The sequence below is a fragment of the Salmonella sp. SAL00672 genome (assembly GCF_046552175.1).
Lineage (GTDB): Bacteria > Pseudomonadota > Gammaproteobacteria > Enterobacterales > Enterobacteriaceae > Salmonella > Salmonella enterica.
This window is the reverse complement of sequence record NZ_JBGDUQ010000006.1, coordinates 92,007-114,207: the sequence shown is the minus strand read 5'-3', so window position 1 is coordinate 114,207 and position 22,201 is coordinate 92,007. Positions and strand designations below refer to the sequence as shown.

Below are 22,201 nucleotides of genomic sequence, written 5' to 3'. Positions count from 1 at the left end.
CTTTCGCTAATAACCTCACAAAATACATGAGATTATCAAAAAAAAGCCGGCCGTCGGGCCGGCTTTTTCGCTTACATCACCAGACGGCGAATGTCAGACAACATATTGTTGATAATGGTAATGAAACGCGCACCATCAGCACCATCGATCACACGGTGGTCGAAAGAAAGAGAGATAGGCATCATCAGACGCGGCACAAACTCTTTCCCATTCCACACCGGTTCCATCGCCGACTTAGAAACGCCGAGGATAGCCACTTCCGGCGCGTTGACAATCGGCGCAAAGTGGGTAGTTCCCAGGCCGCCGATGCTGGAGATAGTGAAGCAACCACCCTGCATTTCGCCAGCGGTCAGCTTACCATCACGCGCTTTTTTGGAGATGGTGGTCAGTTCACGAGACAGCTCGGTCACGCTCTTCTTATTCACGTCTTTAAAGACCGGAACCACCAGGCCATTCGGGGTATCAACCGCCACGCCGATGTTGATGTATTTTTTCAGGGTCAGACGCTGACCGTCTTCGGACAGAGAGCTGTTGAAGCGCGGCATCTGTTCCAGAGCAGCGGCAACCGCTTTCATGATGAAGACCACTGGCGTGTATTTCACATCCAGTTTGCGCTTCTCAGCTTCGGCGTTCTGCTGTTTACGGAACGCTTCCAGATCGGTGATATCGGTTTTGTCGAAGTGCGTAACGTGTGGGATCATCACCCAGTTACGGCTCAGGTTCGCGCCAGAGATTTTCTGGATACGGCCCAGTTCCACTTCTTCAACTTCACCAAACTTGCTGAAGTCCACTTTCGGCCACGGCAGCATCCCCGGGATACCGCCGCCCGCAGCAGCCGGCGCAGCTTCCGCGCGTTTGATAGCGTCTTTCACGTAAGCCTGAACGTCTTCGCGCAGAATACGGCCTTTACGACCAGTGCCTTTCACTTTCGCCAGGTTGACGCCAAACTCGCGCGCCAGACGGCGAATCAGTGGGGTAGCGTGAACGTAAGCGTCGTTTTCAGCGAACTCAGATTTGCCTTCGGCTTTGGCAGCCGGGGCAGCAGGCTTCTCAGCTTTCGCCGCCGGAGCCGGTGCCGCCGCTTCCTGTTTAGCCGGAGCGGCCGCAGGCGCTGCGCCTTCTACTTCGAAGACCATAATCAGAGAACCAGTTTTCACTTTATCGCCGGTGCTGATTTTGATTTCTTTCACGGTCCCCGCAAACGGCGCAGGAACTTCCATAGAGGCTTTGTCGCCTTCCACAGTGATCAGCGACTGTTCAGCGGCAACTTTATCGCCGACTTTGACCATCACTTCGGTGACTTCAACTTCGTCACCGCCGATGTCCGGTACGTTAACGTCTTTCACGCCCGTCGCTGCTGCTGGAGCAGCCGCAGCCGGAGCGGCTTCCGCTTTCGCTGGTGCTGCTGCGCCCGCTTTACCCGCCACTTCGAAGACCATAATCAGTGAGCCGGTAGACACTTTATCACCGGTGTTCACTTTGATCTCTTTCACGGTGCCCGCGAACGGCGCCGGCACTTCCATAGAGGCCTTGTCGCCTTCGACGGTGATCAGCGACTGTTCAGCTTCTACGGTGTCGCCCACTTTCACCATCACTTCAGTCACTTCAACTTCGTCACTGCCGATATCCGGAACGTGAACGTCTTTCGCCGCTGCCGCAGCAGGTGCTGCTGCCGGCGCCGCTTCTTTCTTCTCTTCTGCCTTAGCAGGTGCAGCGTCGGCTGCACCGTCGGCGGAATCGAAAATCATGATAAGTGCGCCGGTCTCGGTTTTGTCGCCGACAGAGACTTTGATCTCTTTCACGACGCCAGCCTGCGGAGACGGGACTTCCATAGAGGCTTTGTCGCCTTCTACGGTGATCAGCGACTGTTCAGCTTCCACTTTGTCGCCCACTTTGACCAGAATCTCGGTGATTTCAACTTCATCTGTCCCGATGTCCGGTACTTTGATTTCGATAGCCATTATTCTTTTACCTCTTACGCCAGACGCGGGTTAACTTTATCTGCATCGATGTTGAATTTGGTAATCGCATCCGCTACCACTTTCTTGTCGATTTCGCCACGTTTAGCCAGTTCGCCCAGCGCTGCAACAACCACATAAGAAGCATCAACTTCGAAGTGGTGACGCAGGTTCTCACGGCTGTCGGAACGACCGAAGCCATCCGTACCCAGTACGCGATAGTCGTCAGCCGGTACGTAAGTACGAACCTGCTCGGCGAACAGTTTCATATAGTCAGTAGATGCTACAGCCGGAGCGTCGTTCATCACCTGAGCGATGTACGGTACGCGCGGGGTTTCCAGCGGGTGCAGCATGTTCCAGCGCTCACAATCCTGACCATCACGCGCCAGTTCGGTGAAGGAGGTTACGCTGTACACGTCAGAACCTACGCCGTAGTCTTTCGCCAGGATCTGTGCTGCTTCACGCACATGACGCAGGATAGAACCGGAGCCCAGCAGCTGAACTTTACCTTTGCTACCTTCGAGGGTTTCGAGTTTGTAGATACCTTTACGGATACCTTCCTCGGCACCTGCTGGCATGGCCGGCATGTGGTAGTTTTCGTTCAGGGTGGTGATGTAGTAGTAAACGTTCTCTTGTTTCTCACCGTACATACGCTCCAGACCATCATGCATGATGACAGCCACTTCGTAAGCGTAAGCCGGGTCGTAAGAGATACAGTTCGGGATAGTCAGCGACTGAATGTGGCTGTGACCATCTTCGTGCTGCAGACCTTCGCCGTTCAGCGTAGTACGACCGGAAGTCCCGCCGATCAGGAAGCCGCGAGCCTGCTGGTCGCCAGCCTGCCAGCACAGGTCGCCGATACGCTGGAACCCGAACATAGAGTAGTAGATGTAGAACGGGATCATCGGCAGATCGTTGGTGCTGTAAGAGGTCGCCGCAGCCAGCCAGGATGCGCCTGCGCCCAGCTCATTGATACCTTCCTGCAGAATCTGGCCTTTCTCGTCTTCTTTGTAGTAAGCAACCTGCTCACGGTCCTGCGGGGTGTACTGCTGGCCGTTCGGGCTGTAGATACCAATCTGACGGAACAGACCTTCCATACCGAAAGTACGCGCTTCGTCGGCGATGATCGGAACCAGACGATCTTTGATCGACTTGTTCTTCAGCATCACGTTCAGGGCACGCACGAAAGCGATCGTAGTGGAAATCTCTTTACTTTGCTCTTCCAGCAGCGCGCCGAAATCTGAAAGTTGAGGCAGCTCTAACTTCTCGGTGAAGTTCGGCTGACGGCTTGGCAGGTAGCCATGCAGCGCCTGACGGCGTTCATGCAGGTATTTGTGTTCTTCAGAACCTTCCGGGAAGGTAATGTACGGCAGTTTTTCGAGATCAGCATCGGCAACCGGCACGTTGAAACGATCGCGGACGTAACGCACGCCGTCCATGTTCATTTTCTTCACCTGGTGAGCGATGTTTTTGCCTTCCGCGGTGTCGCCCATGCCGTAACCTTTAATGGTATGGGCCAAGATTACGGTCGCTTTGCCTTTGGTTTCCTGCGCTTTTTTCAGTGCAGCATAGACTTTCTTCGGATCGTGACCACCGCGGTTCAGCGCCCAAATCTGCTCATCGGTCCAGTCGGCCACCAGCGCGGCGGTTTCCGGGTATTTACCGAAGAAGTGCTCACGTACGTAAGCGCCGTCTTTGGATTTGAAGGTCTGGTAGTCGCCGTCAACGGTTTCGTTCATCAGCTGGATAAGCTTACCGCTGGTGTCTTTACGCAGCAGTTCATCCCAACGACCGCCCCACATGACTTTGATAACGTTCCAGCCAGCACCTGCAAAGATGCCTTCCAGTTCGTTAACAATCTTGCCGTTACCGGTGACCGGGCCGTCAAGACGCTGCAGGTTACAGTTGATAACAAAGACTAGGTTGTCCAGTTTTTCACGGGTGGCGATGGTGATCGCGCCTTTGGATTCCGGCTCATCCATCTCGCCGTCGCCGAGGAAGGCGTAAACGGTTTGTTTAGAGGTATCTTTCAGGCCGCGGTGTTCCAGATATTTCAGGAATTTCGCCTGGTAGATAGCACCGATTGGGCCCAGACCCATAGAGACGGTCGGGAACTGCCAGAATTCCGGCATCAGTTTCGGGTGCGGATAGGAAGAGAGGCCATTGCCGTGAACTTCCTGACGGAAGTTATCCATCTGTTCCTGGGTCAGACGACCTTCCAGGAACGCGCGAGCGTAGATGCCCGGAGAGATGTGGCCCTGGAAGTACACCAGGTCGCCGCCATCCTGTTCGTTGCGCGCACGGAAGAAATGGTTAAAACAGACATCATAGATCGTGGCGGAAGACTGGAAGGACGCCATGTGGCCGCCCAACTCAAGGTCTTTTTTAGACGCGCGCAGCACGGTCATGATGGCGTTCCAGCGGATCGCAGAACGAATGCGACGTTCCAGCTCCAGATTACCCGGGTATTCCGGTTCGTCTTCAACGGCAATAGTGTTGATGTAATTACTGGCCCCTGCGCCTGCCGCGACTTTCACGCCGCCTTTACGAGCTTCAGAAAGCAGTTGGTCAATCAGATACTGAGCGCGCTCAACACCTTCTTCACGGATGACCGATTCGATCGCCTGTAGCCAGTCGCGAGTTTCGATCGGATCCACGTCATTTTGGAAACGTTCTGACATGGGGGTATTCCTTATCTATCTAATACGTTGAGTTATCTGGAACCTGTCCCATTAAACTTTCGTCAGAAAGCTTAATAAGACAGGTTCTGCGTTTAGTTGCCGCGCACATTTTTGCGCGTTATTCACAACATCTTCTGGTTAACGTTCTGCCAGAAAAAACTAATTCTTGCGCTGTTCCAGGCGGCGTAAAGCGCGTTCACGACGGCTCTCCTCACGGCTTCTGTCCAGCATAATCTCTTCGATAAACGCCAGATGTCGGTGTGACGCTTCACGCGCTTCTTCTGGTTTTCCGGCCATAATGGCTTCAAATATACGGGTGCGATGCGTACTCACCAGCGGCAGCATCTCCCGACGCGCATACAGCAATTCGAAGTTCTGCCGCACGTTTTGCGCCAGCATCGGCTCCATACACCTTAGCAGATGAAGCAATACCACGTTGTGCGCCGCTTCGGTGACGGCGATTTGATACTGGAGCACGGCTTCGGACTCGGCATCCAGATCGCCGGACTCTTGCGCCAGCTCAATAGCATGGTGCAGCTCGCGAATACGGTCTTTATCTTCATCGGTGCTGCGCAGCGCCGCGTAATAAGCCGCAATGCCTTCCAGAGCATGGCGCGTTTCGAGCAGGTCAAACTGGGATTCAGGGTGATCGGAGAGCAGTTCCACCAGCGGGTCGCTAAAGCTCTGCCACAGGCTGCTCTGCACGAAGGTTCCGCCGCCCTGACGACGAAGCAACAATCCCTTCGCTTCGAGACGTTGAATCGCCTCGCGCAAGGAGGGACGGGAGACGTCGAACTGTTTTGCCAGTTCACGTTCCGGTGGGAGTTTTTCTCCGGGACGCAATGTTCCCTCAAGGATTAAAAACTCCAGCTGCTGCTCGATCACATCGGAGAGTTTTGGTTGGCGGATTTTGCTGTAGGCCATGATTTCCTGTCTTAAGCCATTTGCCCGGAGTCAATTGGTCTTACCAATTTCATGTCTGTGACGCTAAAGTAACAAAGTATTCACCTTCTGTCCATACAGGTTTTGATTGAAATCAGTAAAGGAGGCACATTTTAACAATTTTACAGAAATCATGTTTCAAAACTGTAACTGTGCACAAATGTTAAATTTACCCACCTGGAGGTAGATTTAACGTATTTGAAACGATAAAAAATCTCATCTGAACCGATTCAACAGTAGATTAAATGCATTTTTATGCATAAATAATGAATAAAAACAAATTAACATCTGTAAGGGAAAATAAAAGGAGGTATTTACAAGTGCTTTCTTTTTACGCAACTCGTCATCACCCCTGCACAAAGCAGGTGCATTCGCGGCCACATACCATTATTCTGATCAAGACGAAAGAGTTGAAGTGACATTTAAAAAAACGAGTCTGTAAATAAATCAATACAAAAAGCGGAATTGCAAACTTACACACGCACTACTGCATCGTTCAAAATAAGCGCGTTATGAATAAACCGCGCCCGATACACGAGGTTTTATAATGGACAGTCAGCAGCACGGCGAGCAGCTCAAGCGCGGCCTGAAAAACCGCCATATTCAGCTTATCGCATTGGGCGGCGCGATAGGGACAGGCTTGTTCCTGGGAAGCGCCTCCGTTATTCAGTCGGCGGGGCCAGGAATTATCCTGGGCTATGCGATTGCAGGCTTTATTGCCTTTCTGATTATGCGCCAGCTGGGAGAGATGGTGGTTGAAGAACCGGTCGCCGGCTCTTTTAGCCACTTCGCCTATAAATACTGGGGCGGCTTTGCCGGATTCGCTTCCGGCTGGAACTACTGGGTGCTGTACGTATTAGTTGCCATGGCGGAACTGACCGCAGTGGGTAAATATATCCAGTTCTGGTATCCGGAGATCCCCACCTGGGCTTCTGCGGCAGCCTTCTTTGTGATTATCAACGCCATCAACCTGACCAACGTTAAAGTGTTCGGTGAGATGGAGTTTTGGTTCGCCATTATTAAAGTGATCGCCGTCATCGCTATGATTCTGTTCGGCGCGTGGTTACTCTTCAGCGATACCGCTGGTCCGCAGGCCACCGTGCGCAACCTGTGGGAACAGGGCGGCTTTCTGCCGCATGGCTGGACCGGGCTGGTGATGATGATGGCCATTATTATGTTTTCGTTCGGCGGACTGGAGCTGGTAGGGATCACCGCCGCTGAAGCCGATAACCCGGAACAGAGCATCCCCAAAGCCACTAATCAGGTTATCTATCGCATCCTGATTTTTTATATCGGCTCGCTGGCGGTTCTGCTTTCGCTGCTGCCATGGACTCGCGTCACCGCCGATACCAGCCCATTTGTCCTTATCTTCCATGAGCTGGGCGATACGTTTGTCGCCAATGCACTGAATATCGTGGTTCTCACCGCCGCGCTATCGGTTTATAACAGCTGCGTTTACTGCAACAGCCGTATGCTGTTCGGTCTGGCCCAGCAGGGAAATGCGCCGAAAGCGCTGCTGAACGTCGACAAACGCGGCGTGCCGGTGAGCTCCATTTTGGTTTCCGCCGTCGTGACTGCGTTGTGCGTGCTGCTCAACTACCTGGCTCCAGAGTCCGCATTCGGACTGCTGATGGCGCTGGTGGTCTCCGCGCTGGTCATTAACTGGGCGATGATTAGCCTTGCCCATATGATGTTCCGTCGCGCGAAACAGCAACAGGGCGTGAAAACCCGCTTCCCGGCCCTGTTTTATCCGTTCGGCAACGTTCTCTGTCTGCTGTTTATGGCGGCGGTATTGATCATTATGCTGATGACGCCAGGTATGGCGATCTCCGTGTGGCTGATTCCGGTATGGCTGCTCATCCTGGGCGTCGGCTATCTGTGTAAAGAAAAAACGGCAAAAACGGTGAAAGCCCACTGATCGTGACGTTACTTTTCCGCCCTCCCCGTCCGGGGAGGGTGTTATCTGCCTCACAGTTTCCCACGTATAACCATTTTATCCATATCAGCGGCGTGATCCTGCTACGCAAAAAAAAGCTCGCAGGCGAATAATTACCGCCATCATCTGATGGGGAGAAGTCTCAATGGATAAGGGCAGACTTTCGGTAAGAGAGAAAATCGGGTATGGCATGGGTGACGCCGGATGTAACATTATTTTTGGCGCTATCATGCTGTTTGTTAATTACTTTTATACGGATATTTTTGGTCTTGCCCCGGCGTTAGTCGGTGTTTTACTCCTTTCAGTACGCGTTATCGATGCCGTTACCGATCCGGTGATGGGCGCGCTTGCCGATCGTACCCAAAGTAAATATGGTCGTTTCCGCCCCTGGCTACTGTGGATTGCATTTCCCTACGCGCTGTTCAGCGTGCTGATGTTCACGACGCCGGACTGGGGCTATAACAGCAAAGTTGTCTATGCTTTCGTCACCTATTTTCTGCTTTCCGTGACCTACACCGCCATCAATATTCCCTATTGCTCACTGGGCGGCGTGATCACCAACGATCCAAAAGAGCGCGTGGCCTGTCAGGCTTATCGCTTCGTGTTAGTCGGCATCGCGACGCTGTTGCTATCGTTAACGCTATTGCCGATGGTGGACTGGTTTGGCGGCGGCGACAAAGCCAAAGGCTATCAGTTGGCGATGACCGTGCTGGCGATTATCGGCATGGGTATGTTTCTGTTCTGCTTTGCCAGCGTCCGCGAACGCGTTCGCCCTGCCGTTCCGACGCACGATGATATGAAGAATGATTTCAAAGACGTGTGGAAAAACGATCAATGGGTACGCATTCTGCTATTGACCTTATGTAACGTCTGCCCGGGGTTTATCCGTATGGCGGCGACCATGTATTACGTCACCTGGGTGATGGGACAAAGCACCCATTTCGCTACGCTTTTTATTAGCCTTGGCGTGGTCGGTATGATGATCGGCAGTATGCTGGCAAAAGTCTTAACCGATCGCTGGTGTAAATTGAAGGTATTTTTCTGGACCAATATCGCGCTGGCGATTTTCTCCTGCGCGTTCTATTTCTTTGATCCGAAAGCTACCGTGATGATAGTGGCGCTCTACTTCCTGCTCAATATTCTGCATCAGATCCCTTCCCCGTTGCACTGGTCGCTGATGGCGGACGTCGATGATTACGGCGAATGGAAAACCGGCAAACGCATTACCGGTATTAGCTTCTCCGGTAATCTGTTCTTCCTGAAACTGGGCCTGGCGATTGCCGGGGCGATGGTCGGCTTTTTGCTCTCCTGGTACGGTTATGACGCCAGCGCCAAAGCGCAAAGCGCCTCGGCGATGAACGGTATTATGCTGTTGTTTACCGTTATCCCCGGCGTTGGCTATCTGATTACCGCAGGCGTGGTACGTCTGCTGAAAGTTGACCGTGAACTGATGAAAAAAATCCAGGACGATTTGGAAAAACGTCGCACTAATTACCGCGAATTGAGTGAGTTGCAGGACCTCAAAGCCGCTGAAAGCGTAAGGAAAGCCTGATGGCAAACTGGCCAAACCCGTTTATTGAACAACGTGCCGATCCGTTTATTTTACGCGACGGCAGCGATTACTACTTTATTGCCTCCGTACCGGAATATGACAGGCTGGAAATCCGCCGGGCTGATTCGCTGGAAGGGTTGCGCGCCGCCGACCCCGTTGTCGTCTGGCGCAAACCGGAAAGTGGCCCGATGAGCCAGCTCATCTGGGCACCGGAAATGCACCGCATCAACGGCAAGTGGTACATCTATTTTGCCGCTACCCATACTCAAGCGCTTGATAAGCTGGGAATGTTCCAGCATCGCATGTTTGCCCTGGAGTGCGCCGATGCCGACCCACTCACCGGCAAGTGGACGGAGAAAGGTCAAATTAAAACACCGTTTGATACCTTCGCCCTCGATGCCACCACTTTTTATCATCAGGGAAAGCAGTGGTATCTGTGGGCGCAAAAAGCGCCGGATATTGCCGGTAACTCAAATATTTATCTGGCTGAACTGGAAAATCCGTGGACGATTAAAGGCGAGCCGGTAAGACTCAGTAAGCCAGAGTACGACTGGGAGTGTCGGGGTTTTTGGGTTAACGAAGGTCCGGCCGTCGTGGTGCATGGCGACAAGCTGTTTATCAGCTATTCGGCCAGCGCCACCGATGAAAACTACTGTATGGGATTACTGTGGATTAACGTAAACGACGATCCGCGCGATCCGGCCAACTGGCATAAATCACCGCGCCCGGTCTTTACCACCAGCTATGAAAATCGCCAGTATGGGCCGGGACATAACAGCTTTACGCAAACGCCGGAAGGTGAAGATGTACTGGTGTACCACGCGAGAAATTACACCGAAATTGAAGGCGATCCGTTGTACGATCCCAACCGCCATACGCGTCTGAAACGGGTGCGCTGGGACGAAAACGGGATGCCTGATTTTGGCGTGCCGCCAGCCGATACGATCTAAGCCGTTGCACTGCCCGGTGGCGCTAGCGCTTACCGGGCCTACAGATTTTTCCATTGTAGGCAGCATAAGCGTTAGCGCCATCGGCACAACGCTACACTAATGCCCCATAAATGGTGAGCAACGCAATAATCACCACCACCACAAACGAGGCCTTCTTCGCCATCGACACCGCCGCTTTGGGGGTTTCTACTTTGTCAGTATGCGGTTCACGCGCCAGTGAGAACTGCGCCAGACGTGTGAGCACCTGATACTGCGAAGTATGCAGATCCGCCAGCGAGGCAAACCAGGCCGGCAACGCTTTCTCGCCATGCCCCAGTAATGCATACACTACGCCCGCCAGACGTACCGGAATCCAGTCCAGCACATGAAGAATAGCGTCAATGCCGGATTGCAAACGTTGGTGCGGCGTCTGATAGCGCGCCAGCCAGGTCTGCCAGGCCCGTAAAAACGCATAGCCCACCAGCGTTACCGGCCCCCATGGACCGCCAACGATAAACCAAAATAGCGGTGCGAGGTAAAAACGGAAATTTATCCATAACAACGCATTTTGCAGCTCACGCAAAAATTCACGCTCATTACAATCCGGCGGCACGCCGTGAATCAGCGTAAGCTCGCTGGCCATCGCCTCGCAAGGATGCGGATCGTTACGGGATGCCGCTTTCAGCCAGGCGTGATAATGTACTCGCACTTTGCCCGCGCCGATACACAGCACGCCCAGGAGAATCCACACCACCAGTGTCGGCACGTTAAATAGCAGCCCTTTTAACGCCTGGAGCAGTAGAAAAGTCACCACCATCGCGATCGCCGTCATTCCCATCGTGCGCAACATCGAAAAATGCGTAATCCGACGGAATAGCGCCTCCAGCCGATGATCGAGCTGCCAGTGCTCGCCCAGCTTAAACAGGCGCTCGACAATCAGCACCAGTAATGTCGTAAACAGCGTCATGTCATCTCCTTGTGCGACGAGAGGGCTACCAAAGCGCGAAAGCGCGGCCAGTCAAAGGCAGGGCCAGGGTCCGTTTTGCGGTCAGGCGCAATGTTGCAGTGTCCGGTCATATTGTCGGCGATCGCCGGATAGCAAGCGATAAGCGTGCGCGTCACGGCGGCTAGCTGCTGATACTGCGCATCGGTATAAGCCAGCGTATCCGTCCCCTCCAGCTCAATACCAATGGAGAAATCATTACAACGTTCCCGCCCCTGATAGTTTGACACGCCCGCATGCCACGCACGCTTATCAAAAGGCACATACTGGACGATTTCACCGTCGCGACGAATCAGACAATGGGCCGAAACACGAAGATGAGCGATTTCTGCAAAAAAAGGATGGGCGTCTGGATCTATCGTTCCGGTGAATAATGCATCGATCCACGGACCGCCAAACTCGCCGGGGGGCAGGCTAATATTATGCACCACCAGCAAGGACGGTTTTTCGTCATCCGGACGGCAATCATAATGCGGAGAAGGGACGCGTCGCGCCTCTACCAACCAACCCTTATCTGGCAACATGCGGAGTCTCCTTTTGAGTGGTGCTTATAGCTGCTTCAGAGTAGCATGTTTCTACCTTATGATTCGTTAGCAATTTGGAGTTTTATCATGCCGCCTCGCCGTTATAACCCAGACGACCGACGTGACGCGCTACTGGAACGCATTAATCTCGATATCCCTGCCGCCGTTGCTCAGGCGCTGCGTGAAGATTTAGGTGGAGAAGTCGATGCTGGCAACGATATCACCGCGCAACTTTTGCCGGCAGATACGCAAGCCCATGCCACGGTGATCACTCGTGAAGACGGCGTTTTCTGCGGCAAGCGCTGGGTTGAAGAGGTCTTCATCCAATTGGCGGGCGATGATGTGCGCCTCACCTGGCATGTCGATGACGGCGACGCCATTCACGCCAACCAAACAGTGTTTGAACTGAACGGCCCGGCTCGCGTATTGCTGACCGGCGAGCGCACGGCGCTAAACTTTGTCCAGACCCTTTCCGGCGTCGCCAGTGAAGTACGCCGCTACGTTGGACTGCTGGCTGGCACCCAAACCCAGTTGCTCGACACGCGTAAAACGCTGCCGGGTCTGCGCACCGCGCTCAAATATGCGGTTTTATGCGGCGGCGGCGCCAATCATCGTCTGGGCCTCACTGACGCGTTCCTGATTAAAGAAAACCATATCATCGCCTCCGGTTCGGTTCGTCAGGCGGTGGAAAAAGCGTTCTGGCTACATCCGGACGTGCCGGTAGAAGTCGAGGTCGAAAATCTGGATGAACTGGACGATGCGCTGAAAGCAGGCGCGGATATTATCATGCTGGATAATTTCAACACCGACCAGATGCGCGAGGCGGTGAAACGCGTCAACGGCCAGGCGCGGCTGGAAGTATCCGGCAACGTCACCGCGGAAACCTTACGCGAATTTGCTGAAACCGGGGTGGATTTCATCTCCGTTGGCGCGCTGACCAAGCACGTACGCGCGCTCGATCTCTCCATGCGTTTTTGCTGATCCTCTCCGCCCGATGGCGCTGCGCTGTCGGGTCTATAAATCACCTGTCCGGCTATCCGCGTCGTGATTCGGTAAAATATTCGTAGCGCCTCGCAATAACGTTGCCGTGTCATGTAACGCAGCAAAAATCTTCAGAATCCGCCTTCCCGTTTTACCTTTTGCCGCTCGCCTGCTCTTTCCTCGTTTGCCACAGTAGCGCCAGCTAACTCAAGGAGCGAACAATGGAAAAACAACGCGGTTTCACGCTTATCGAACTGATGGTCGTTATTGGCATCATCGCCATTTTAAGCGCCATTGGCATTCCGGCTTACCAGAACTATCTGCGTAAAGCGGCGCTGACGGATATGTTGCAAACGTTTGTCCCCTACCGTACCGCCGTCGAACTCTGCGCTCTGGAACATGGAGGGACGAGCACATGCGATGCGGGCGTCAACGGTATCCCCTCGCCCGTCATCACCCGTTATGTTTCGGGCATGAGCGTGGAAAAAGGCGTCATCACGCTTACCGGCCAGGAGAGTCTGAGCGGGCTTAGCGTCATCATGACGCCCGCCTGGGACAATGCTAACGGCATTACCGGCTGGACGCGTAACTGCAATATTCAAAGCGACAGCGCGTTACAACAGGCTTGTGAAGATGTCTTCCGTTTTGACGCCAACTAAGGAGACAAGATGAAAGACGCTCAGCTCAATACCTTGTGTCAACGTCATCAGGCTGTACTGATCAATAGCGCCAGCAACAGTATCACTGTTGCGGTGGTCGACGCGCCCTCTCATGCGTTACTGGACGCTCTGCATTTCGCCACGCAAAAACAGATTGATATTGTGTGCTGGACTCGCCAGCAAATGGAAAATCATCGGCATAAGCCGGATCAGGCACCCTCGGCAAACGCCGCGAAAGGCGGAGAAACCGCGGCCCAGCTTCTCAATCAGATATTACGCTCGGCGATGGCGAAACGCGCCTCTGATATCCATCTCGAACCAGGCGCCAGCCGCTACCGGATAAGGCTCCGCATCGATGGTGTTCTTCATATTCTGCAGGACATCGCCAAAGAGACGGGGCTTGCGCTGACGGCCAGATTGAAAGTCCTGGGAAATTTGGACATCGCTGAACATCGGCTGCCGCAGGACGGGCAATTTACCGTTGACCTGACGGGAGACAGCATCTCTTTTCGTATCGCCACGCTTCCCTGTCAAGAAGGCGAAAAAGTCGTCTTACGGTTGTTGCATCAGGTTGAACAAACGCTGGATCTGGACACGCTGGGCATGTACGGGGCACAACTTACCGCTTTTAGACAAGCCCTACAGCAACCTCAGGGGCTGGTACTGGTGACTGGCCCCACCGGTAGCGGAAAAACGGTCACGCTATACAGCGCGCTACAAACCCGGAATACGCCGGGTATCAACCTCTGTAGCGTTGAGGATCCGATAGAAATTCCACTGGATGGGATTAACCAGACGCAGATCCATCCCCGCGCTGGGCTCACCTTTCAAAATGTGCTGCGCGCGCTTTTACGCCAGGACCCTGACATCATCATGGTAGGTGAAATTCGTGACGGCGACACCGCAGAAATCGCCATTAAGGCGGCACAAACGGGCCATCTGGTACTTTCAACGCTCCATACGAACTCCACCAGCGAAACCCTGATACGTTTGCAGCAAATGGGCGTAGCACGCTGGATGATCTCATCGGCGCTTACGCTGGTGGTAGCGCAACGCCTGGTAAGGAAGCTTTGCCCGCACTGCAAACAGCGCCTGAGCGATCCCGTGGTACTATCGCCCAATCTTTGGCCCAGCGCGCTACCGCGCTGGCAGGCAAGCGGCTGTCAGCATTGCTACCACGGCTTTTATGGCCGAACCGCGTTATTCGAAGTGTTAACTGTTACCCCGGCATTACGTCAGTTAATTGCGAGCGGCGCATCGGCGCAAGCACTGGAAGCCCACCTCCAACAGACCGGTACAGGGACGCTTTTTGAAAATGGCTGTCGCGCCGTTGAGCAAGGCATGACGTCCTTTGAAGAGATACTGCGCGTTCTGGGAATGCCCCATGAGCGTTAAACAGCTCTGGCGCTGGCAAGGCGTTAACGATAAAGGTCAACTGGAACAAGACGTTGTATGGGTGGACAATCGTCTGGCGCTGATCATCACCCTGCAACATCAGCGCATTATGCCGCTTCGCATCAAGCGCATAGGCGTTAACGCCGCACTGTGGAAAGAAGAGCAAAGCGCTGAAATTATTCATCAGTTGGCCACGCTCATTCATGCCGGGCTGACGCTTTCAGAAGGGCTGGAACTCCTTGCGAAACAGCATCCCCACCGACAATGGCAAGCGCTGTTGCGCACGCTGGCTCATGAGCTTGAACAGGGCGTCCCTTTTTCCAGCGCATTAGTCTCCTGGCCGCAGGTATTTCCGCCGCTCTACCAGACGATGATCCGCACCGGAGAACTGACCGGCAAACTGGCCGAATGCTGCTTTGAACTGGCCCGTCAGCAAAAAGCGCAACGGCAGATTACGGTTAGCGTGAAAAAGGCGCTGCGCTATCCCGCCATTATTCTAACAATGGCCGCCCTGGTCGTTTTCGCCATGCTGCACTTTGTCCTGCCGGAATTTGCCGCCATTTACCGTAGCTTCAATACCCCGCTTCCTCTTCTGACACGCGGTATTATTGCGATAGCGCAATGGGGGTCGACATGGGGTTGGCTCATCTTGTTCCTGACGATGCTCATTGCTATCGCTCACCGCAGGGTAAAACAAAAACCGTCCTGGCAAGCGCAGCGGCAGCATCTTCTGCTACGGCTTCCTGTTATGGGTCGCCTGATAAGAGGCCAGAAACTAGCGCAAATATTCACCGTACTGGCATTGACCCAAAGCGCAGGCATTCCTTTTCTTCAGGGGCTGGAAAGCGCTATCGAGAGTCTCGGCTGCCCTTACTGGTCACAGCGTTTAACGCAGGTACATCAGGAGATCGCCGCGGGCAATCCGGTCTGGTTGGCGCTAAAAAATACCCAGGAATTTAGTCCGCTATGCCTGCAACTGGTCAGAACGGGCGAAGCGTCAGGTTCACTCGATATCATGCTGCATAACCTTGCCCGTCACCACAGTGAAACTACGCTGGCGCTGGCCGATAATCTGGCGTCGCTGTTGGAACCGGCGTTATTGATCATCACCGGCTTAATTATCGGTACGCTGGTGGTGGCGATGTATTTGCCGATTTTTCATCTGGGAGACGCGATGAGCGGGATGGGATAAGGCTGGCGCACATTTACGCCAGCCAGAATATTAGAGGCTATTGAAAATGCGGTTTTCTTGTTCCTGCACCCGAATAAAGGTGGTGCGTTTGGTCAACTCTTTCAGGCGAGACGCGCCGACATAAGTGCAGGCTGAGCGTAGACCGCCCAGGATATCGCGGGCGGTATTGCCCACCGGCCCACGCAGCGGCAATTTAACCGTTTTACCTTCTGCCGCGCGGTATTTCGCAACGCCGCCGACATGACGGTTCATCGCAGATTCCGAACTCATGCCGTAGAACAGCATAAATTTCTCGCCGTTCTCTTCTACCACGCTGCCGCCGCTCTCTTCGTGCCCCGCCAGCATGCCGCCCAACATAACGAAATCCGCGCCGCCGCCAAAGGCTTTTGCTACGTCGCCTGGCATGGTGCAGCCGCCATCGCTGACGATCATACCGCCCAGGCCATGCGCCGCGTCAGCACATTCGATAACCGCCGACAGTTGCGGATAACCAACGCCGGTTTTTACACGCGTCGTGCATACGGAGCCGGGACCAATTCCCACTTTCACGATATCGGCGCCGGAGAGGATAAGCTCTTCGCACATCTCGCCCGTTACCACATTGCCTGCGCAGATTGTTTTTGTCGGCCATGCTTCACGCGCTTTTGCGACGAACTGCACAAAATGTTCTGAATAGCCATTGGCCACATCAATACAGACAAAGTTCAGCGCAGGATTCAGCGCCAGAATCTGCACGGTTTTTTCGAAATCAGCATCAGAGGTCCCGGTGGAAACCATCACATGCTTCAGAACATCAGCCGAGGCCGTGTTGATAAAAGCTGCCCATTCTTCAACGGTATAATGTTTATGTACAGCAGTCAGAATATCAAACCCGGCCAATGCTTGCGCCATTTCAAACGTCCCGACGGTATCCATATTGGCCGCGATAATCGGTACGCCAGACCAGGTCTGACCTGAGTGTTTAAAGGTGAATTGACGTTCCAGTTCGACATCGGAACGGCTTTTGAGGGTAGAACGCTTAGGACGGATAAGAACGTCTTTGAAACCTAACTTCAGATCTTCTTCAATACGCATGTACGGATTCCTGGGGTTAATGGCGAAAAATCGAAACTCACAACTCCAGTGACGCTATCATACGCACTAATCATGGCCGTACAAGACTGCGAAATTCTCTTTTTTTACGTTACAATCCCATAAATTTACCTGGCGAATAGTAGGTTAATGCTCAGAGCGTATCGTCTTTGTATGCTTAAAATTTAACCTTTTGATTGTCAAACTAAAATTCCGGAAGCTGGAGATATGAGGTATACCGTAGCCTTAACCGGCGGTATTGGCAGCGGTAAAAGTACCGTCGCTGATGCCTTCGCTGACCTCGGAATAACCGTCATCGACGCGGATATTATCGCGCGCCAGATGGTTGAGCCAGGGCAGCCCGCCCTGAACGCAATAGCGGAACATTTTGGTTGTGAACTTATCGCCGCCGACGGCACGTTACGTCGCCGGGCGCTGCGTGAGCGTATTTTTTCGCATCCGGAAGAAAAAGCCTGGCTTAACGCTCTGCTTCATCCCTTAATTCAGCAGGAAACCCAACGACAGTTTCAACAGGCTACGTCGCCCTATGTGTTATGGGTTGTGCCTCTGCTGGTTGAAAACAGGCTGTATCAAAAAGCCAACCGCGTACTGGTGGTTGACGTGACGCCCGAAACGCAGCTCATACGCACAATGCAGCGTGATGATGTTACGCGCGAGCATGTTGAACACATTCTCGCTGCGCAGGCGACGCGTGAAGCGCGCCTTGCCGTGGCGGACGATGTTATTGATAATAACGGCGCACCGGATGCTATCGCATCAGATGTGGCCCGCCTGCACGCCAGTTATCTTAAGCTCGCGTCGCAGTTTGTCTCACAGGAAAAACCGTAATGCACACCCAGGTCCTATTTGAACACCCTCTCAATGAGAAGATGCGTACGTGGCTGCGCATAGAGTTTTTGATCCAACAGCTCTCCATCAACCTGCCAATTGCAGACCATGCTGGCGCACTGCATTTTTTCCGTAACATCAGCGATCTACTGGATGTGTTCGAACGGGGCGAAGTCCGTACCGAACTGCTGAAAGAACTGGAGCGCCAGCAGCGTAAATTACAGGCCTGGGTTGAGGTTCCCGGCGTCGATCAAGACCGTATTGAAGCCCTGCGCCAGCAGTTAAAATCGGCGGGCAGCGTGCTGATCTCCGCCCCGAGGATTGGCCAGCAGCTACGCGAAGATCGCTTGATTGCCCTTGTGCGTCAACGCTTAAGTATTCCTGGCGGCTGTTGCAGTTTCGATTTACCCACTCTGCATATCTGGTTGCACCTACAACAGGCGCAGCGCGACGCCCAGATTGAAAGCTGGCTTGCCAGCCTGAATCCCCTCACCCAGGCGCTGACTTTGGTGCTTGATCTGATCCGTAATTCAGCGCCTTTCCGTAAGCAAACCAGCCTGAACGGTTTTTATCAGGATAACGGGGACGACGCCGATTTGCTGCGTCTTATACTGACGCTCGATTCACAACTTTATCCGCAAATTTCCGGCCATAAGAGCCGTTTTGCCATTCGCTTTATGCCGCTGGATAGTGAAAATGGTCTGGTGCCGGAGCGTCTTGATTTTGAACTGGCCTGTTGCTAAGGAGTAAAAATGTCTGACGTGACCGTCGTAAACTGTCCGACCTGCGGTAAACCGGTCGTCTGGGGGGAAATTAGCCCCTTCCGCCCATTTTGTTCTAAACGCTGTCAGTTAATTGATTTGGGCGAATGGGCCGCCGAAGAGAAACGAATCGCCAGCAGCGGCGACCAGTCTGATAGCGACGACTGGAGCGAAGAGCGCTAACAGTGATGGCTCTGTTGAGACGGCAATATCGCCTTATGACAAAAATAATCAATAAATACGCGTAGTTTTGGTGCCATATGCGCGCGGCCGGGATAATACAAATAAACCGGCGAGATTAGGCTATAACAGAAACGTAGCCGCCACTGCGCCAGGGTGGATGAAAACCTCGGCGCGTTATCACTGACCCTAAGCCCGCAGGAGCTGGCGGCAATTGAGGCGGTTTTTCCTCACGACGCCGCGGCCGGCCCCCGCTACTGGCCGGAAATTATGTCGACATTAAATCGCTAATAAGATCGATGGGGATCGTGTTGCGATCCCCCACTAAGGCGAAAATTGGCGTAATTTACGAATAATCGGTTCATTGGCCGGCGGAAAATCTTCCGTATTCAACGCGTTCTGCGCGATCCACCGTCCCGGCTGTCCTTCTTTCCCCCACGGTTCGCCCTCCCAGCGTTCAACCAGCCAAAACCACAGCGTAATGTGTCTATCCGGGAATTGATATTCCAGAGTGTCGAATAATGTCACCTGTGTTGGCGTAATCCCCACCTCTTCCTGTAACTCCCGGATCAACGCCTGCTCTGGTGTTTCGTCGGCTTCAATTTTTCCGCCGGGAAATTCCAGCTTGTTCGCCATATGCGCATCAGCGGCGCGTCGGGTGATAAAAATTTCGTCGTTCGGGTTGCGGATAATCCCAACCGCGATTTGCAGTTTTTTCATCTTGTTGCATCCATAAAAAAGGCGCAGTCGCCTGCGCCTTTTTATCTGTGTTCAATGCCAGGCCGAATAAGCGTAGCGCCCTTCGGCAATAATGCCAGCACCGACCGGATGGCAACACATTATGTCTTATCAGGCCGGTAAGTTTATCGCATTAGCTCAGGCGACCGTGACACTGTTTGTATTTCTTACCGGAACCACAAGGGCAAGGATCGTTACGTCCAATCTTACGTTCGCCGGTTTGGGCGGCCAGATCGGCAGCCACGGCGGCATCGTCATCCTGATGGCTTAGCTGCTGCATCTGCGCCAGGCGCTCCGCCTCTTCGCGACGCTGCATTTCCATCGCTTCGACCTCTTCAGGCATACGTACCTGGACTTTGCTCAGGGTACTGATCACTTCATATTTCAGCGATTCCAGCATCGCGGCGAACATAGCGAAGGATTCGCGCTTGTATTCCTGCTTCGGATCTTTTTGCGCATAGCCGCGCAGATGAATACCCTGACGCAGGTAATCCATCGCCGCCAGATGCTCTTTCCACAGGGAATCGAGCGTTTGCAGCATTACGCCTTTTTCGAAATGACGCATCATTTCAGCGCCAACCACCTCTTCTTTACGCTGATACACCTCGATGGACTGCGCCAGGATGCGCTCACGCAGCGTCTCCTCATGCAGCTCCGGCTCTTTATCCAGCCATTCGGCAATCGGCATCTCCAGGTCGAAGTCGTTTTTCAGGCGTTCCTGCAAACCCGGGATGTCCCACATCTCTTCCAGCGACTGCGGCGGAATGTAGGCGTCGATAGTCGCCTTAAAGACATCTTCGCGAATGCTGTTAATGGTGTCGCTCACGTCAGACACATCCAGCAGTTCGTTACGCTGGGTATAAATTGCACGGCGCTGATCGTTCGCCACATCATCATATTCCAGCAGTTGCTTACGAATATCGAAGTTACGGCTTTCTACTTTACGCTGCGCGTTAGCGATAGCTTTCGTCACCCACGGGTGCTCAATCGCTTCGCCCGGCTTCATTCCCAGTTTACGCATCATACCGGAGACACGATCGGAGGCGAAAATACGCATCAGCGCATCTTCCATCGACAGGTAGAAACGGGAAGAACCCGGATCGCCCTGGCGACCGGAACGGCCACGCAGCTGGTTGTCGATACGGCGGGATTCATGGCGCTCGGTGCCAATGATATGCAGACCGCCGGCAGCCAGAACCGCGTCATGGCGTACCTGCCAGTCCGCTTTAATCTGCGCAATCTGTTCTTCCGTCGGCGCTTCGAGCGCGGCGACTTCCGCCTGCCAGCTACCGCCCAGCATAATATCGGTACCACGACCCGCCATGTTGGTAGCGATAGTGACCGCCGCTGGATAACCAGCCTGCGCAACGATGCCTGCTTCGTTGGCGTGGAATTTTGCGTTCAGTACGTTATGTTTGATACCCGCTTTGGTCAGCTCTCTGGAGACCACTTCAGATTTCTCGATAGAAATCGTCCCGACCAGCACTGGCTGACCGTTCGCGGTACGTTCTTTAATATCTTCGATAATGGCCTGGATTTTTTCCGCTTCGGTCATGTAGACCAGATCCGGCAAATCTTTACGGATCATCGGACGGTTGGTCGGAACAACGACGGTGTCCAGCTTATAGATAGAGCTAAATTCGAAGGCTTCAGTATCCGCCGTACCGGTCATACCGGCCAGTTTTTCATACAGACGGAAGTAGTTCTGGAAGGTGATAGACGCCAGCGTCTGGTTTTCATTCTGAATTTCAACGCCTTCTTTCGCTTCTACCGCCTGGTGCAGACCGTCAGACCAGCGACGCCCCTGCATGGTACGACCGGTATGTTCATCAACAATGATGACTTCGCCGTCTTTCACAATGTAATCCACGTCACGGGTAAACAGCGCGTGCGCGCGCAGCGCGGCGGTGACGTGATGCATCAGCATAATATTGCCAGGCGAGTAGAGCGACTCGCCCTCATCCATAATGCCTTCTTGCACCAAGAGCTCTTCAATCAGCACCAGACCGCGTTCGGTCAGGTTAACCTGGCGCGCTTTCTCATCAACGGAGAAGTGGCCTTCGCCCTGGAAAGTGTCAGAATCTTCTTTCTCCTGACGAATCAGGTGCGGAATGATTTTGTTCACTTTTTTGTACATTTCCGAGCTATCTTCCGCCGGGCCGGAAATGATCAGCGGCGTACGCGCTTCATCGATCAGGATGGAGTCGACTTCATCCACCAGCGCATAATGCAGTTTACGCTGCACGCGCTCTTCCGGGCTGAACGCCATGTTGTCGCGCAGGTAGTCAAAACCGTATTCGTTGTTAGTGCCGTAAGTGATGTCGGCAGCGTAAGCTTCACGTTTGGCTGGCGCAGGCATACCTGGCAGGTTGATACCAACGGACATACCGAGGAATTCGAATAGCGGGCGGTTGTTTTCGGCGTCACGCTGCGCCAGATAGTCGTTCACGGTTACCACATGAACGCCTTTGCCGGACAGCGCGTTCAGGTAGGCTGGCAGCGTTGCGGTCAGCGTTTTACCTTCACCAGTACGCATTTCGGCGATACAGCGATCGTTGAGCACCATACCACCCAATAGCTGAACGTCGAAGTGACGCATCCCAAAGACGCGTTTACTGGCTTCACGCACCACCGCGAACGCTTCCGGAATCAGGCTCTCTACGCTTTCGCCTTTTTCAATACGGGCGCGAAATTCGTTGGTTTTCGCTTTCAGTTCGTCATCGGAGAGTTTTTCCATCTCCGGTTCCATCGCATTAATAAGGCTGACGGCCTTACGCATACGACGCAGCGTACGATCGTTACGGCTACCGAATACTTTGGTTAATAATTTGATTAGCATAATAAAGTCTC

18 protein-coding genes and 2 pseudogenes are annotated in these 22,201 nt (G+C 53.5%); 11 read left to right on the top strand and 9 right to left on the bottom strand.

Annotated features, from left to right (window positions below):
• Positions 1 to 71: 71 nt before the first annotated feature.
• The 3 genes from aceF to pdhR form a co-directional block, all read right to left on the bottom strand.
• Positions 72 to 1,961 (bottom strand): pyruvate dehydrogenase complex dihydrolipoyllysine-residue acetyltransferase, encoded by a 1,890-nt coding sequence (gene aceF, locus ACLJTG_RS16120; protein WP_079951394.1) that lies wholly within the window; start codon positions 1,959 to 1,961, stop codon positions 72 to 74.
• A 14-nt stretch (positions 1,962 to 1,975) separates the two neighbouring features.
• On the bottom strand, positions 1,976 to 4,639 hold the full coding sequence (gene aceE / locus ACLJTG_RS16115) for a pyruvate dehydrogenase (acetyl-transferring), homodimeric type (protein WP_000003852.1): 2,664 nt from the start codon (positions 4,637 to 4,639) through the stop codon (positions 1,976 to 1,978).
• Between the two features lie 159 nt (positions 4,640 to 4,798).
• Positions 4,799 to 5,563, bottom strand: a complete 765-nt coding sequence (pdhR, locus tag ACLJTG_RS16110; protein WP_000331771.1) for a pyruvate dehydrogenase complex transcriptional repressor PdhR — start codon at positions 5,561 to 5,563, stop codon at positions 4,799 to 4,801.
• A 562-nt stretch (positions 5,564 to 6,125) separates the two neighbouring features.
• Here pdhR and aroP point away from each other — a divergent pair.
• The 3 genes from aroP to ACLJTG_RS16095 all read left to right on the top strand — a co-directional run bounded on the left by aroP (position 6,126) and on the right by ACLJTG_RS16095 (position 10,019).
• On the top strand, positions 6,126 to 7,499 hold the full coding sequence (gene aroP / locus ACLJTG_RS16105) for an aromatic amino acid transporter AroP (protein ID WP_000969487.1): 1,374 nt from the start codon (positions 6,126 to 6,128) through the stop codon (positions 7,497 to 7,499).
• Positions 7,500 to 7,662: 163 nt separating this feature from the next.
• Positions 7,663 to 9,069: a glycoside-pentoside-hexuronide (GPH):cation symporter gene (locus ACLJTG_RS16100; protein WP_000357537.1), complete on the top strand. Its 1,407-nt coding sequence runs from the start codon at positions 7,663 to 7,665 to the stop codon at positions 9,067 to 9,069.
• Positions 9,069 to 10,019 carry a family 43 glycosylhydrolase gene (locus ACLJTG_RS16095; RefSeq protein WP_000024767.1) on the top strand — a complete coding sequence of 317 codons (951 nt, stop codon included), beginning with the start codon at positions 9,069 to 9,071 and terminating at the stop codon, positions 10,017 to 10,019. Before ACLJTG_RS16100 ends, ACLJTG_RS16095 begins: the two co-directional genes overlap by 1 nt.
• 91 nt (positions 10,020 to 10,110) lie before the next feature.
• On the opposite strand, the gene ampE is transcribed toward ACLJTG_RS16095, so the two are convergent.
• Complete coding sequence (ampE, locus tag ACLJTG_RS16090) at positions 10,111 to 10,965, bottom strand: beta-lactamase regulator AmpE (protein WP_000172039.1); 855 nt, start codon at positions 10,963 to 10,965, stop codon at positions 10,111 to 10,113.
• Positions 10,962 to 11,525, bottom strand: a complete 564-nt coding sequence (gene ampD / locus ACLJTG_RS16085) for a 1,6-anhydro-N-acetylmuramyl-L-alanine amidase AmpD (RefSeq protein ID WP_000936326.1) — start codon at positions 11,523 to 11,525, stop codon at positions 10,962 to 10,964. Before ampD ends, ampE begins: the two co-directional genes overlap by 4 nt.
• A gap of 87 nt (positions 11,526 to 11,612) precedes the next feature.
• Between ampD and nadC the strand changes: the two genes are divergently transcribed.
• From nadC to hofC, 4 genes are all read left to right on the top strand, one after another.
• Entirely contained in the window at positions 11,613 to 12,506 is an 894-nt protein-coding gene (nadC, locus tag ACLJTG_RS16080; RefSeq protein ID WP_001135135.1) for a carboxylating nicotinate-nucleotide diphosphorylase, read from the top strand.
• Between the two features lie 221 nt (positions 12,507 to 12,727).
• On the top strand, positions 12,728 to 13,165 hold the full coding sequence (ppdD, locus tag ACLJTG_RS16075) for a prepilin peptidase-dependent pilin (RefSeq protein ID WP_000414989.1): 438 nt from the start codon (positions 12,728 to 12,730) through the stop codon (positions 13,163 to 13,165).
• 9 nt (positions 13,166 to 13,174) lie between these two features.
• A complete protein-coding gene (gene gspE / locus ACLJTG_RS16070; RefSeq protein ID WP_410959017.1) occupies positions 13,175 to 14,560 on the top strand; it encodes a type II secretion system protein GspE in 1,386 nt (461 codons plus the stop codon).
• Positions 14,550 to 15,752, top strand: coding sequence for a protein transport protein HofC (gene hofC, locus ACLJTG_RS16065; RefSeq protein WP_198898310.1), 1,203 nt, complete (start codon positions 14,550 to 14,552; stop codon positions 15,750 to 15,752). The genes gspE and hofC overlap by 11 nt, the downstream gene beginning before the upstream one ends.
• A 30-nt stretch (positions 15,753 to 15,782) precedes the next feature.
• On the opposite strand, the gene ACLJTG_RS16060 is transcribed toward hofC, so the two are convergent.
• Positions 15,783 to 16,826, bottom strand: a complete 1,044-nt coding sequence (locus tag ACLJTG_RS16060) for a GMP reductase (protein WP_001217365.1) — start codon at positions 16,824 to 16,826, stop codon at positions 15,783 to 15,785.
• A 225-nt stretch (positions 16,827 to 17,051) separates the two neighbouring features.
• Here ACLJTG_RS16060 and coaE point away from each other — a divergent pair, with 225 nt between their 5' ends.
• Genes coaE through yacG form a run of 3 tightly spaced genes read left to right on the top strand, consistent with a single transcriptional unit; the run spans position 17,052 to position 18,616 of the window.
• Positions 17,052 to 17,672: a dephospho-CoA kinase gene (coaE, locus tag ACLJTG_RS16055; protein ID WP_001622535.1), complete on the top strand. Its 621-nt coding sequence runs from the start codon at positions 17,052 to 17,054 to the stop codon at positions 17,670 to 17,672.
• Positions 17,672 to 18,415, top strand: a complete 744-nt coding sequence (zapD, locus tag ACLJTG_RS16050; RefSeq protein WP_198898309.1) for a cell division protein ZapD — start codon at positions 17,672 to 17,674, stop codon at positions 18,413 to 18,415. Before coaE ends, zapD begins: the two co-directional genes overlap by 1 nt.
• Positions 18,416 to 18,424: 9 nt before the next feature.
• Positions 18,425 to 18,616 (top strand): DNA gyrase inhibitor YacG, encoded by a 192-nt coding sequence (gene yacG, locus ACLJTG_RS16045; RefSeq protein WP_001286419.1) that lies wholly within the window; start codon positions 18,425 to 18,427, stop codon positions 18,614 to 18,616.
• Here the strand turns inward: yacG and ACLJTG_RS16040 are convergent.
• Positions 18,613 to 18,723: pseudogene (locus tag ACLJTG_RS16040) on the bottom strand (LysR family transcriptional regulator); the annotation flags it as partial. The gene yacG and the pseudogene ACLJTG_RS16040 overlap by 4 nt on opposite strands.
• 28 nt (positions 18,724 to 18,751) lie before the next feature.
• On the opposite strand from ACLJTG_RS16040, the pseudogene ACLJTG_RS16035 reads away from it, so the two are divergent.
• Positions 18,752 to 18,904 (top strand): annotated as a pseudogene (locus tag ACLJTG_RS16035) (aldo/keto reductase); the annotation flags it as partial.
• 33 nt (positions 18,905 to 18,937) lie between these two features.
• Here ACLJTG_RS16035 and mutT read toward each other — a convergent pair.
• On the bottom strand, positions 18,938 to 19,333 hold the full coding sequence (mutT, locus tag ACLJTG_RS16030; protein ID WP_000736060.1) for an 8-oxo-dGTP diphosphatase MutT: 396 nt from the start codon (positions 19,331 to 19,333) through the stop codon (positions 18,938 to 18,940).
• Positions 19,334 to 19,484: 151 nt separating this feature from the next.
• On the bottom strand, positions 19,485 to 22,190 hold the full coding sequence (gene secA / locus ACLJTG_RS16025; protein ID WP_000905756.1) for a preprotein translocase subunit SecA: 2,706 nt from the start codon (positions 22,188 to 22,190) through the stop codon (positions 19,485 to 19,487).
• Between the last annotated feature and the right edge of the window lie 11 nt (positions 22,191 to 22,201).